Origin of the sequence: Flavobacterium tagetis (genome assembly GCF_016735615.1) — a bacterium.
Classification (GTDB): Bacteria; Bacteroidota; Bacteroidia; order Flavobacteriales; family Flavobacteriaceae; genus Flavobacterium; species Flavobacterium tagetis.
In genome coordinates, this window is record NZ_JAERSF010000002.1 from 500,060 (window position 1) to 511,628 (window position 11,569).

Annotated in this window: 14 protein-coding genes; 7 read left to right on the top strand and 7 right to left on the bottom strand. The window is 31.9% G+C overall.

What is annotated here, in order from left to right:
- Positions 1–335 precede the first annotated feature (335 nt).
- The 3 genes from JI750_RS09565 to JI750_RS09575 all read left to right on the top strand — a co-directional run bounded on the left by JI750_RS09565 (position 336) and on the right by JI750_RS09575 (position 2,729).
- Positions 336–920: an RNA polymerase sigma factor gene (locus JI750_RS09565; RefSeq protein WP_202000800.1), complete on the top strand. Its 585-nt coding sequence runs from the start codon at positions 336–338 to the stop codon at positions 918–920.
- 50 nt (positions 921–970) lie between these two features.
- Positions 971–1,114, top strand: a complete 144-nt coding sequence (locus JI750_RS09570) for a hypothetical protein (protein WP_202000802.1) — start codon at positions 971–973, stop codon at positions 1,112–1,114.
- A 550-nt stretch (positions 1,115–1,664) separates the two neighbouring features.
- Positions 1,665–2,729, top strand: a complete 1,065-nt coding sequence (locus tag JI750_RS09575; RefSeq protein ID WP_202000805.1) for a tetratricopeptide repeat protein — start codon at positions 1,665–1,667, stop codon at positions 2,727–2,729.
- Positions 2,730–2,791: 62 nt separating this feature from the next.
- Here JI750_RS09575 and JI750_RS09580 read toward each other — a convergent pair whose 3' ends face one another.
- On the bottom strand, positions 2,792–3,454 hold the full coding sequence (locus JI750_RS09580) for an endonuclease III domain-containing protein (RefSeq protein WP_202000808.1): 663 nt from the start codon (positions 3,452–3,454) through the stop codon (positions 2,792–2,794).
- A gap of 295 nt (positions 3,455–3,749) precedes the next feature.
- On the opposite strand from JI750_RS09580, the gene bcp reads away from it, so the two are divergent.
- Positions 3,750–4,202 carry a thioredoxin-dependent thiol peroxidase gene (bcp, locus tag JI750_RS09585; protein ID WP_202000811.1) on the top strand — a complete coding sequence of 151 codons (453 nt, stop codon included), beginning with the start codon at positions 3,750–3,752 and terminating at the stop codon, positions 4,200–4,202.
- A gap of 318 nt (positions 4,203–4,520) precedes the next feature.
- On the opposite strand, the gene JI750_RS09590 is transcribed toward bcp, so the two are convergent.
- Positions 4,521–5,981 (bottom strand): TonB-dependent receptor, encoded by a 1,461-nt coding sequence (locus tag JI750_RS09590; protein WP_202000814.1) that lies wholly within the window; start codon positions 5,979–5,981, stop codon positions 4,521–4,523.
- A gap of 90 nt (positions 5,982–6,071) precedes the next feature.
- Here JI750_RS09590 and JI750_RS09595 point away from each other — a divergent pair, with 90 nt between their 5' ends.
- From JI750_RS09595 to JI750_RS09605, 3 genes are read left to right on the top strand one after another with little or no spacing between them, the layout of a single operon-like run.
- On the top strand, positions 6,072–6,836 hold the full coding sequence (locus tag JI750_RS09595) for an MBL fold metallo-hydrolase (RefSeq protein WP_202000817.1): 765 nt from the start codon (positions 6,072–6,074) through the stop codon (positions 6,834–6,836).
- Positions 6,837–6,850: 14 nt separating this feature from the next.
- Positions 6,851–7,354 carry a hypothetical protein gene (locus JI750_RS09600; protein ID WP_111366796.1) on the top strand — a complete coding sequence of 168 codons (504 nt, stop codon included), beginning with the start codon at positions 6,851–6,853 and terminating at the stop codon, positions 7,352–7,354.
- A 44-nt stretch (positions 7,355–7,398) separates the two neighbouring features.
- Positions 7,399–7,827: a hypothetical protein gene (locus JI750_RS09605; protein WP_236673008.1), complete on the top strand. Its 429-nt coding sequence runs from the start codon at positions 7,399–7,401 to the stop codon at positions 7,825–7,827.
- A 121-nt stretch (positions 7,828–7,948) separates the two neighbouring features.
- On the opposite strand, the gene JI750_RS09610 is transcribed toward JI750_RS09605, so the two are convergent.
- From JI750_RS09610 to JI750_RS09630, 5 genes are all read right to left on the bottom strand, one after another.
- On the bottom strand, positions 7,949–8,515 hold the full coding sequence (locus JI750_RS09610) for a cysteine hydrolase family protein (RefSeq protein WP_202000819.1): 567 nt from the start codon (positions 8,513–8,515) through the stop codon (positions 7,949–7,951).
- A gap of 5 nt (positions 8,516–8,520) precedes the next feature.
- The gene (locus JI750_RS09615; RefSeq protein ID WP_202000821.1) at positions 8,521–8,760 is read right to left on the bottom strand and encodes a hypothetical protein; all 240 of its coding nucleotides are present in this window, start codon (positions 8,758–8,760) and stop codon (positions 8,521–8,523) included.
- Between the two features lie 452 nt (positions 8,761–9,212).
- Positions 9,213–9,857, bottom strand: a complete 645-nt coding sequence (locus JI750_RS09620; protein ID WP_202000823.1) for an alpha/beta hydrolase — start codon at positions 9,855–9,857, stop codon at positions 9,213–9,215.
- A 99-nt stretch (positions 9,858–9,956) separates the two neighbouring features.
- Positions 9,957–10,283, bottom strand: a complete 327-nt coding sequence (locus tag JI750_RS09625) for a membrane protein (protein ID WP_008462543.1) — start codon at positions 10,281–10,283, stop codon at positions 9,957–9,959.
- Between the two features lie 4 nt (positions 10,284–10,287).
- Positions 10,288–11,538, bottom strand: coding sequence for a dihydroorotase (locus JI750_RS09630; protein WP_202000825.1), 1,251 nt, complete (start codon positions 11,536–11,538; stop codon positions 10,288–10,290).
- Positions 11,539–11,569: the final 31 nt, after the last annotated feature.

Genomic DNA, 11,569 nt, shown 5'->3' on the forward strand with positions numbered 1-11,569 from the left:
TTTATTTCAAGAAAAATTGTAATTTAAATTTAGATTTCATGCAATAAATATATTTTATCTTGTTAATTGTAAGGTAATTACGTTTGTTTTTTAACACTTTTTGAGAGCTTTTGTTTTACGGATTTTTAGCTCTTTTTGCGTAAATTTTATGTTTATTGTACATTAATAAAAGTTTTACTAATAATAATTAATGATTTTATTTGCTTTTTAAAATTAAAATTTGTTAAATTTGGTCACAATATTAACATAACTTAAAAAAAGACACGCCTATATAAAAAAACTACTTTTTAGAAAATACTCCAAATTTTAAAATAAAACTAAAAAAAGTAGTTATTATGGCTGATCTGCATACTCCAGACGCTCTATTAGTAAAAAATTATGTTGACGGTAGCGAAGCTGCGCTGGCAACATTAATTAAAAGGCACGAGTCTAAGATATATGGATTTATATATTCTAAGATTGCTGATAGAGATATTTCAAATGATATTTTTCAAGACACATTTATTAAAGTAATTAAAACTTTAAAAAGCAATTCGTACAACGAAGAAGGTAAATTTCTGCCTTGGGTTATGCGTATTTCTCACAACTTAATTGTTGATCATTTTCGTAAAACCAAAAAAATGCCAATGTACAGAGAGACAGAAGAGTTTTCAATCTTCTCTATTATGTCTGACGATGCGTTGACAATTGAGGGCAAAATGATTGTGGATCAGGTCGAACTAGATTTAAAAAAGTTAATTGAAGAGCTACCTGATGATCAAAAAGAAGTATTGGTAATGCGTATGTATCAAGATATGAGTTTCAAAGAAATCTCTGAGGTTACGGGCGTTAGCATCAATACAGCGCTCGGAAGAATGCGTTATGCATTAATGAATTTGAGAAAAATTATAGATAAACATCAAATTATTTTAACTAACTAATACTATTTTGATAATAAACCCGTTATATTAGTATAAAACATTCTGATAGTATGGGGAAAATTTACTCAAAAAAAGCATTAGCTTCTAAAAATCTTAAACCTAAAAAAGAAGTCGTTTCTTTTTTATTGAATTATTCTAAAGCCTTGACAGTAGTGAAGGTTGACGATAAAAATTTTGAGATTATAGCTAACTAAACAGCCCACTGCTCCTGTCGGATGTTTAATAAAATAAACCAAATGGTCGTTTTGGTTTAAGAGTTCACTGTTTGTATATTTTATATGCAAGTAGTGAGCTTTTTTTTATTTATATTTTTTAATGAAAAAAATATAAGGTTTTTACATCATTTTTTTGTCTGTTTTGTTAAAATTTAATATTTTGATGAAAATTTATGTGTTTGTTTAGTTTTTAATTCTATTTTAGTTAAAAAACTAATTTTTTATTCGGTAAAAATGCTTTTATGGAGTGTTATTCGTATTGAAAAAATAGGTTCTTTTTTATGGATTGAAAAATAATCAACTAATAATTAAATAATTAACCCAAAAACAGATTGTTTATGAAGAAAAACTACCCTGCTTTATTTTGTTAAGTTTGATGCCCATTTGATTTTTGAGAGACTTTTGAACCAGCAAATGTTACTCATGAAATGGTAATAAAAGATATTTTTTTTGAACCAATTAATTATCTTTTTTACCATACCTCAAACAAACTAAGAAAATCATTTAATCACCAAAACTTAACCGTAAAATGAAAGATAATATTAAAGTGTTGTCATGCTTGCTATTGATGAGTATTGGCGCATTTGCTCAAAAAGACAAAATTAAAGAAGCGCAGTCTTTATTTGATAAAGGAAACAGTCAAGATGCTTTGGCAATTTTAACTAAAACAGAATATCTTATTCTTAATGCATCTGATGAAGACAAATCTGATTACTATTTCTTAAAAGGTAATGTCTTAAAAGATTTGGCTGTAAAAAACATAGATGCTGCCAATAATTTTACCTTGGCATCGCAATCGTATCAAGATGTGTTTTTATATGAGAACGAGTCAGGAAAATTTAAATGGACTGTTAAAGCAAATATGGCTTTAAAAGATATGAAAGCCAGTCTTGTAAATGGTGCAATGATAGATTTTAAAGCTGGAAATTATAAAGAAAGTGCCGAAAAAAGTTATAAGGTGTATTTGTTCGACAAGAAAGATACTCTAAACTTATTTAACGCGGCTTCTTCGTCTATAAATGCAAAAGATTACAATGCTGCCGTGACTTATTACGAACTCCTAAAAAAGATTAATTATTCTGGAAAAGGTGTTTTATACTACGCTACAAATAAGAAAACCAAAGAAGAAGATGTTTTTATTTCGCCAAAAGCTAGAGAATCTGCTATACAACAAGGTTTTTACGAAAAACCAAGAACAGAATCTTTGCCTTCTAAAAAAATAGAAGTAAACAATAACTTGGCTTATGCATATCTTGAAAAAAAGGATTATCCGAAAGCAGAATCTATATATAATTATGTTTTAGAATTGGATCCAAATTATATTGATGCTTATATTAATTTAGCTTACCTAAAATTGCAAATTAAAAAAGATTTAGCGGATGAAATATCTTCATTAGGAACAACTCCGGCAGAGATGCAAAAGTATGATAAGCTTAATGCTAGAAAAGATGATATTACAAGAAGCGCAATTCCGTACTTGAAGAAAGTGCTTGCTATTGAGCCAAAAAATCAAGATGCAACCAAAACATTATTAGGTGTTTATAGATCACTTGATATGAATGCAGAATATAATGCTTTAAAAGCTGGAATGTAGTTTCTGTTAAAAGGGACAAAGTTGCAAAGTAACAAAGGTGCAGAGATTTTTATCTTTGCACCTTATTTTTTTGATGCTGTTTTTTCCAATTCTTCAACTAGAGATTTCTTTCCAACAGTTTTTGTGATAATATCTTTTTCTAAATTCCATCCTCGTGCAGGAGAATATTCTCGGCCGTACCAAATAATCTGCAAATGCAAGTCATTCCATAATTCTCTTGGAAATAATCTTTTAGCATCTTTCTCAGTCTGTGCGACATTTTTTCCGTTAGATAAATTCCATCTGTACATTAATCGGTGAATGTGTGTGTCTACAGGAAAAGCTGGAACGCCAAAAGCTTGTGACATTACTACACTTGCTGTTTTATGTCCAACCGCTGGTAAAGCTTCAAGTGCTTCAAAACTTTGCGGAACCTCGCCATTATGCTTTTCAATCAAAATTTCAGACAAACCATGAATTCCTTTTGATTTCATCGGAGATAAACCACATGGACGAATAATTTCCTTAATTTCTTCGATTGACATTTTAACCATGTCGTACGGATTATCTGCCTTTGCGAACAAAAGAGGCGTAATCTGATTCACTCGAACATCAGTGCATTGAGCAGATAGCAAAACTGCAATCAAAAGCGTGTAAGGATCTTTATGGTCAAGCGGAACAGGTATAGTAGGGTAGAGTTCTTTTAAGGTGTCGATAACAAATTGTACGCGAGCTTCTTTATTCATTTCCGTGTTTTTAATACTGTAAAAATAGTATAATTTTAATGATGTGCCTAATCCAGATTTTCGTTTCAACTCCTCATTATGCTAGTAACATTTTTAAGTATTTAAAAGAGCTTCCGTTGGTCGCTTTTTAAATACAAAAAATGTAAACTATCATAATTCCGGGGTTTCCACTGCAATCTGGGGCATAAAAAAGTTGTGAATTATAAGTTATGAGTTAAGAGTTGTGAGTTAAAAGTTATCTTTGTGAATAATCTAAAATCAGCAATCCAGAATCTAAAATCTAAAATAAAAAGATATGACAACATTAAAAGCAGGAGATAAAGCGCCAAATTTTTCAGGAACAGATCAAGACGGAAAAACACATAAGCTAGCGGATTACGCAGGAAAGAAACTGGTTGTTTTCTTTTATCCAAAGGCAAGCACCCCAGGATGCACAGCCGAAGCTTGCGACTTAAGAGATAATTTTCACCGTTTTCAGGCTAATAATTACGAACTTCTTGGTGTAAGTGCTGACAGTGCTAAAGCGCAAGTGAAATTCAAAGAAAAATACGAATTGCCTTTCCCGTTAATTGCTGATGAAGACAAATCGGTTATTAATGCTTTTGGAGTTTGGGGACCAAAGAAATTTATGGGAAGAGAGTATGACGGAATTCACAGAACTACTTTTGTAATTAATGAAAAAGGAATTATCGAAGAAGTAATCGAAAAAGTAAAAACAAAAGAACATGCTTCTCAGATTTTGAAATAGAGATTTTTTGTTTCAAGTTTCAAGTTTCAAGTTGCCTGTTGGGACTTGTATTTTAACCGCAAAGCGCGCAAAGTTTTTTCGCAAAGTTCACAAAGGTTTACAGTTTGAATTAAAGTTTTTTTAAGTTCTCAAAGCTTAGAAGTATCGATTATACTACTTTGAGGACTTAAAAAACTTTTACAAAGCCTTATATAATTTCTTCGGGAGCTTTTCGAAAAAACTTTGCGAACTTTGCGTTAAAAAAAAATACCCGTTCCAATAGTAACTTGAAACTTGAAACCTGAAACAAAAAAAAGTCCCTTAATTGGGACTTTTTTATTACGTATTTTGTTCTAATTCTTTCTGCGGATGATATCCAAAAAGATGATGCTCTTTAATGATTTCTGGAATTCCAGGAGGAAGCATTGGTTCCCAACCTGTTTTGCCTTGATTGATCATTTTTAGAATTTCTCTAGAGAAAACATCTAGGATATTTGGATCATAATCTTCAATATCAACAACTTTTCCGTTAAATTTAAAGAATTTGTACAGTTCTTTCATTCGAGGGTGAACTTTCAAGTTGTTTGAATTCATTAATGAACCATCTTCATCTAACATCGGATACAAGAATACTTTCATATCACGATAGAATAGTTTTCCGAAAGCTTCTAGAATTCCACCACTTAAATGACGGTAGTATTTCTCATCAAAAATATCAACAAGGTTATTTACACCCATTGCCAATCCCATACGAGCTTTGGTGTAATTTGCAAAGTATTCTACAACTTTATAATATTCTTGGAAATTAGAAATCATAACTGTTTGGCCTAGAGAACAAAGTAATTCTGCTCTATCCATAAAGTCACGCTCGTCAATTTCTCCATCTGAACGTAAATTCGAAAGTGTAATTTCAAAAACTACAAGAGTATTGTTTTTTTCAACCTTATTTTCCTTAAGAAACATTTCTAATGATTTCTCATACATGTCCATATTTACCTTTGTAACGGGACGGAAACTTCCTCTTAAAGCTAAAAGGTTCTTTTTGTATAAAATAGCGGCTGGTAGAATGTTTTTTCCTTCAGGGTTAAACATTACGGCATCTGTCATTCCGTTTTTAACCAATTGCAAACTCATCAAACGATTGTCTACATCAGCAAAACGGGGTCCAGAAAAGTTAATAGTATCGATCTCTAGCTGATCTTTGTCTAAGTGATCGTATAAGTAACGAAGTAATCGTTTTGGATCGTTGTATTTGTAAAAAGCACCGTAAATTAAGTTAACTCCTAAAATTCCAAGTGTTTCTTGTTGTAATCTAGCGTCAGTTTCTTTAAAACGAATATGTAGGATAATTTCGTTATAAGCTTCGTCTGGTTCAATTTGATATCTAATTCCAACCCAGCCGTGACCTTTAAATTGTTTGGCAAAATCTATTGTGGCAACCGTGTTGGCGTAACTGAAGAAAAGTTTTGTAGGATGTTTTTCACGGCTTAATCGCTCTTCAATGATTTGCCCTTCGTGAGTAAGCATTTTTTTTAATCGCTCTTCAGTAACATATCTTCCGTCACTTTCCGTTCCATAAATGGCATCACTAAAATCTTTATCATAGGCAGACATCGCTTTTGCAATAGTTCCTGATGAACCTCCGGATCTGAAAAAATGTCTAACTGTCTCTTGTCCAGCGCCAATCTCAGCAAAAGTTCCGTAAATATTTTCGTTTAAATTAATGCGTAACGCTTTGTCTTTTATAGAAGGAATCTGTTCGATGACCTTGTCACCTTTGAGTTTTATTTCTGTACCCATTTTGTTTTAAATAGATTTGTTACAAAGTTAGTAAATTAGGAGTCTAATGAAAGAGAAATAATCCTATTTTTGTAAAAAAATTAAGTTCAATTGAAGGTTTATTTTTTAGGTACAGGCACTTCTCAAGGCATTCCAATTATCGGAATCGATCATCCAGTTTGTAAAAGCACTGATGCTAAGGATAAAAGGCTTCGTGTATCCATTTGGATAACATGGAACGAGCATTCTTATGTTATTGATTGTGGTCCCGATTTCAGGCAGCAAATGCTTTCATGCGGATGTCGAAAGCTCGATGCAATTCTCTTTACTCATGAACATGCAGATCATACTGCTGGATTAGATGATATTCGCCCTTTTAATTTTAGACAGGGAGAAATTCCAATTTATGGACATAAACGCGTTTTAGATAATCTGAGACGTCGTTTTGACTATGTTTTTGAAACAGTAAATAAATATCCTGGAGCTCCAAGCGTAAAAACAATCGAGGTGCATAATAATGCGCCTTTTGCTGTTGGAGATAAAATGGCAATTCCGATAAATGCTATGCATGGCGATTTACAAGTTTTTGGGTACAGAATAGAAGATTTTGCCTATTTGACAGACGTTAAAACTATTGAACAGGCAGAAGTTGAAAAACTGAAAGGAATAAAAGTTCTGGTTGTAAATGCTTTGCGAGTTGAACCTCACGATACTCATTTTAATCTTCAAGAGGCACTTGATTTTATTGATCTAGTTAAACCTGAAAGAGCTTATTTAACGCATATAAGTCATGTTTTAGGCTTTCATGAAGAAGTACAGAAACAACTACCTGAAAATGTTTTTCTGGCTTACGACAATTTAGAAATTACAATTTAATTATACCACACACAATGAAAAAATCCTTAATGCTTTATCTTTTTATTCTTGCCATTTTAATGAATGTGTTTACTTATGCATTTTACAGTGGAGAAGTAAAATTTGGACAAGAGCGATATGATAAAACAACTAAGAAACTAAGAGATAGCATTAGTCTTATGAAAAATAAACTGGCAGAAGCTGATTATTTTTCTTTAGAGCATAACGAAAATGCACAAAATTACTTTGATAACAGTGCTTCTGGCGGAAAAGTGATTCTATACGAAAAATTGATTCCAGTTGTGACTGAAAAGTTATTAGACTTCAATTCAAATCCAAAAGGGAACCCGTATACAGGGCAAGATCAAATTGGTCCAAACAAATTTATCATCAATAAAGTAAAAATTTTAAACCATCGTTGGATTATTGCAGATTACAGTAATGGTGAATTATGGGGAGAAGTCTTGTTAAAATACTTTGTTGATAACGATGATAATATTACCTTTGAAGTAAATCAAACTTGGTTATATCAAAAATAGGATTTTTTAATCCTATTTTTTTTGACCTTTAATAAACTAGGATTATGAAAAAGATGTTTTTGTTTTTGATTATTGCAAGTGCAATTTCTTGTGGTAAAAAAGTTTCTCAGGAAAATGTAAGTACAGCTCCAAAAGATCAGCCAAAAGAGGCTGTAGTTGGAGCAGATTCAGATTCTCATGGCTGTAAAGCTTCTGCAGGCTATACTTGGTCTGTACTTAAAAATGAGTGCATCAGAGTTTTTGAAAACAGCACAAGATTAAATCATGCTGAAGATGGAAAAACGTATTCGACAGTTTCCTACGTGATTTTTGACGGAAATAAAGCAGAGCTTTTTTTAGATACTCAAAAAGAATCCATTATTCTGGAAAGAAAATCTGAAGGTGATTCTTGGGTTAATGGCGATTGGCAGTTAATTCCTTGGAAAGGTTATGTTTTGAAAAAAGCAGGGAAGATTCTTTATACAGGAGAGTAAATTTAAATTCCAATTTTTTGAAATTCCAAATTTCAAAGCTGGAATATGAAAAATTTTGTCAAAGTTTCAAACTTTGACAAAGTTTTTTTTGCTATTCAAAACTGAAAACTGCGACTGAATACTAAATAATCTCTTTGATAAATTCAGAATTTATGACCTGAGCAAATTCTTCATTTAAACTTGCTAAAGCTGTCTGATGTATTAATTCGGCAGAGAATTCTTCTCCGTTTAAACCTTTTTTATTGAAAGTCGCTGTTGCGTCAGAAACCAGATAAACGTTGTAACCAAAATTTCCTGCCATTCTTGTTGTGGTAGAAACACAGTGGTCTGTAGTTAAACCAACAATTACCAGATTAGTGATTTTAGCATTATCAAGAAGCTCTTTTAAATTGGTTCCAATAAAAGCGCTATTGACATTCTTTTTAATGACGGTTTCACCTTCAAGAGGTTTTACCACATCTTGAAAATCATTTCCCGGATTTGTCTCATTTAAAATTGAATTTGGATTTGAAGAACAATGCTGTACATGAAAAATAGGCAATTTTTTGTTTCTCCAAATTTCCAGTAGTTCACCAGCCTTTTCTTCTGCCGTAACATTATTGCGGTCTCCGCCCCAATATATAACATTGTGAAAACCTTTCTGAATATCAATTAAAATTAATGCGGGATTGTTAAGTTTTGTATTCATTTTAATTAAGATTTTAAAAATGATTTAGTTATTTTGTCTAGTAAGCTATCTCTTTCTGAGACTATTCCTAAGTATTTATGATAACTCAAGCCAGAGGTTTCCGCATTTGCATTTTCATTTGCCATTTCAACATATTTTTTGGCAATCTCCACTTTAGAATTATAGAAGTTTATTATTGCAAGTAAAGAGAACGCAATATATTTTTCATTAGGAAATAACAATCCTGAAATTTTATTTTCCAGCATTTCTTCAGCTATTGGGTATAAATCTTTGAATTGATTTTTAACTACAATTTCAGCATAATCTAAATACGATTGAGTAATTACATTTGGATATGTTTTTTCAAAATCAACAGCGTTTTTAAAATTTTCAAGTGCTTTCTCGATATTGTTTTCAAGTCGAAAAATATTTCCAAAAGTATGGTAAACGGAACCTTTGTTGAAGTTGTCGTCTGGATATTCATTTAGAAGTTTGCTTAATAATTCTTTCGCAACTTGTAAAAGCTTGGACTTTTTAGTGTCAACTAATTCTATTGCTTGAATTTTAAGATATTGAGCTCTTCCATCTTTTCTGGCGCGATAAAGTTTCGCAAAGAATTCTTCTTCCTGTTTTCGACCAAGATTTTCTTCGATACCAATCTGTTGCCATAAAATAAATTATTTAGTAAAAAACGGTGACCTTAAACTACGACTCAATCCTAATTGATTAACCAATTCTTAAAATCAAAGAAATTCTGAGGAGCAACTCCATGCCCAACGGGATATTCTTTATAAGTAAGCGGAATATTTAGTTTTTCTAAAGCAGCAGGTGTTTTTCTTGCCCATTCAATTGGGATAACTTGATCAACAGTTCCGTGTGAAGCGAAAAATTTAAGGTTTTTGAAATCATTATTTTCAAAACCTTCTTTAATGATTTCCTCATTAAAGTAACCGCTCATAGCCACAACTCGCTGAATTTTTTCAGGATAAGAAAGTGCTGTCGCATAACTTAGAATTGAACCTTGGCTAAATCCGATTAGAGTAACATCATTAGAGTCAATTGGATAGTTTGCCACTAATTCATCTATAAATGTAGCAATTAAATCTCTTGAAGTTTTCGCTTGTTCATTATCTGAAAACTTATTTTGATCTGCATCAAAATTGATTGCGTACCACGCATAAGCACCATATTGTAAATCGTAAGGCGCTCTTGCAGAAATAATGTAATAATTATCTGGAAGTTCAGAAGCAAAAGAAAATAAATCGGCTTCGTTGCTGCCGTATCCGTGTAATAAAAGCAATAACGGATTTTTGTCTAATACTACTTTTGGTTCTCTTATTTTATATTCTAAAGATAGATTCATTTTTTTAGTGTTCAGGTTTTAGTGTTCAACTTGAGCTTTGTCAAAGTTTTGAGATTTCTCGTTTTGGAATTTGGATTTTAAAACTTGGAATTTTAAAAATTAGCCAATTTTTTTAAACCATTTTTGAAATAAATTTCCAACTAAAGGAATCGGTCTCATTTGCCCTTGAATAGCATTAAAAATACCAAAAGTCCATAGAATTGAAATACAGATCCACATTGGGAAAGTAATGAAGAAACTATCAAAATTACTGATGATTGCCCCTAAAGAAATAAAGGTTAAAGACAATCCTAAAGATTGACGGATATGAAAAGAAGCAAAACTGTTTTTATTTTCAGAATTCATGCTCATAGCAATCAAAACACCAATGATTAGAATGTAACTGGTAATGGCAATTGGCTTTCCTTCTTCGACTGAATTATTCATTTTATTATTTTGTAACTAATTGATTTTGATTTAAAATTCCGTAAACAGAACCCCTAAGTTCAGTTCCTAAAAAAGCAGAATTTTTAGATTTTGAAAGAATGTTTTCTTTTGTAAAAGTTGATTTTCCTTCTGTTGTAAACAAAGTTAGGTTTGCTTTTGCTCCTTCTTCAATAACATTGTTTTCTAAACCAAAAACATTTCTTGCAGCAGTTAATTTTGCAACAATTGTTTCTACTGGTAAAACTGTTAATAAAGCTCCAAAAGCACTTTCTAATCCGATAGTTCCGTTTTTAGCTGTATCAAATTCCATTTTTTTGAATTCAATATCAATTGGGTTGTGGTCTGAAGTAATCATATCGATTGTGCCGTCAGCAATTCCGTTTAGTAAAGCTTGTCTGTCTACTTCAGTTCTTAGTGGAGGCGTTACTTTAAAACGAGTATCAAATCCGTCCAGTTTTTCATCTGTTAAAACCAAATGATGAACCGAAGCACTTGCAGTAACATTTAAGCCTTTAGCTTTAGCTTCTCTAATCAATTCAACTGATTTTGCAGTAGAAATGGTTGGAATATGAAGTTTTCCGCCAGTATATTCCAATAAAAATAAGTTTCTCGAGATTTGAAGTTCTTCCGCCAAATTCGGAATTCCTTTTAGTCCTAATCTTGTAGAAACAATTCCTTCATTTGCAACACCATTTCCTTTAATGTTTGGATCTTGTGAGTATGCAATTACCAATCCGTCAAAATCCTGTACGTATTGTAAAGCGATTTTCAGAATATTAGCGTTGTCAATGCTTTTGTTATAATCTCCAAAAGCTATTGCTCCAGAATTTTTCATATCAAAAAGCTCCGCCATATCTTTTCCTTCGCTGGCTTTTGTTAAAGCGCCTATCGGGAAAATTTCTGTAGCAGAACCATTTGCTTTGCTTTTTACAAAATTTACCTGAGATTGATTATCAATAATTGGTAATGAATTTGGCTGTAATGCAATTGCTGTAAATCCGCTTTTTGCTGCTACATTCAATCCGTTTGCGATAGTTTCTCTGTCTTCGTAACCTGGCTCGCCTAGCGAGACACTACTGTCAAACCAGCCCTGAGAAACATGAAGATTATCAAATCGCACTACTTCTGCATTATCGTTTGGAAGAGAAACTCCTATTTTTTCTATTAAACCATCTGCAATTAAAAGATCAACGGTCTGATTGTGAAACGGACTTTTTGAGTCGATAATTTTGGCGCTTTTGATGATTAGTTTCATATGTAGATATTTTTTTGTCGTAAAATGATTT

Excerpts from the sequence above, each read along its gene's own strand:
- JI750_RS09565 (WP_202000800.1), top strand. The coding sequence starts at position 336 with ATGGCTGATCTGCATACTCCAGACGCTCTATTAGTAAAAAATTATGTT.
- JI750_RS09570 (WP_202000802.1), top strand. The coding sequence starts at position 971 with ATGGGGAAAATTTACTCAAAAAAAGCATTAGCTTCTAAAAATCTTAAA.
- JI750_RS09575 (WP_202000805.1), top strand. The coding sequence starts at position 1,665 with ATGAAAGATAATATTAAAGTGTTGTCATGCTTGCTATTGATGAGTATT.
- JI750_RS09580 (WP_202000808.1), bottom strand. The coding sequence starts at position 3,454 with ATGAATAAAGAAGCTCGCGTACAATTTGTTATCGACACCTTAAAAGAA.
- bcp (WP_202000811.1), top strand. The coding sequence starts at position 3,750 with ATGACAACATTAAAAGCAGGAGATAAAGCGCCAAATTTTTCAGGAACA.
- JI750_RS09590 (WP_202000814.1), bottom strand. The coding sequence starts at position 5,981 with ATGGGTACAGAAATAAAACTCAAAGGTGACAAGGTCATCGAACAGATT.
- JI750_RS09600 (WP_111366796.1), top strand. The coding sequence starts at position 6,851 with ATGAAAAAATCCTTAATGCTTTATCTTTTTATTCTTGCCATTTTAATG.
- JI750_RS09605 (WP_236673008.1), top strand. The coding sequence starts at position 7,399 with ATGAAAAAGATGTTTTTGTTTTTGATTATTGCAAGTGCAATTTCTTGT.
- JI750_RS09610 (WP_202000819.1), bottom strand. The coding sequence starts at position 8,515 with ATGAATACAAAACTTAACAATCCCGCATTAATTTTAATTGATATTCAG.
- JI750_RS09615 (WP_202000821.1), bottom strand. The coding sequence starts at position 8,760 with ATGCTGGAAAATAAAATTTCAGGATTGTTATTTCCTAATGAAAAATAT.
- JI750_RS09620 (WP_202000823.1), bottom strand. The coding sequence starts at position 9,857 with ATGAATCTATCTTTAGAATATAAAATAAGAGAACCAAAAGTAGTATTA.
- JI750_RS09625 (WP_008462543.1), bottom strand. The coding sequence starts at position 10,283 with ATGAATAATTCAGTCGAAGAAGGAAAGCCAATTGCCATTACCAGTTAC.
- JI750_RS09630 (WP_202000825.1), bottom strand. The coding sequence starts at position 11,538 with ATGAAACTAATCATCAAAAGCGCCAAAATTATCGACTCAAAAAGTCCG.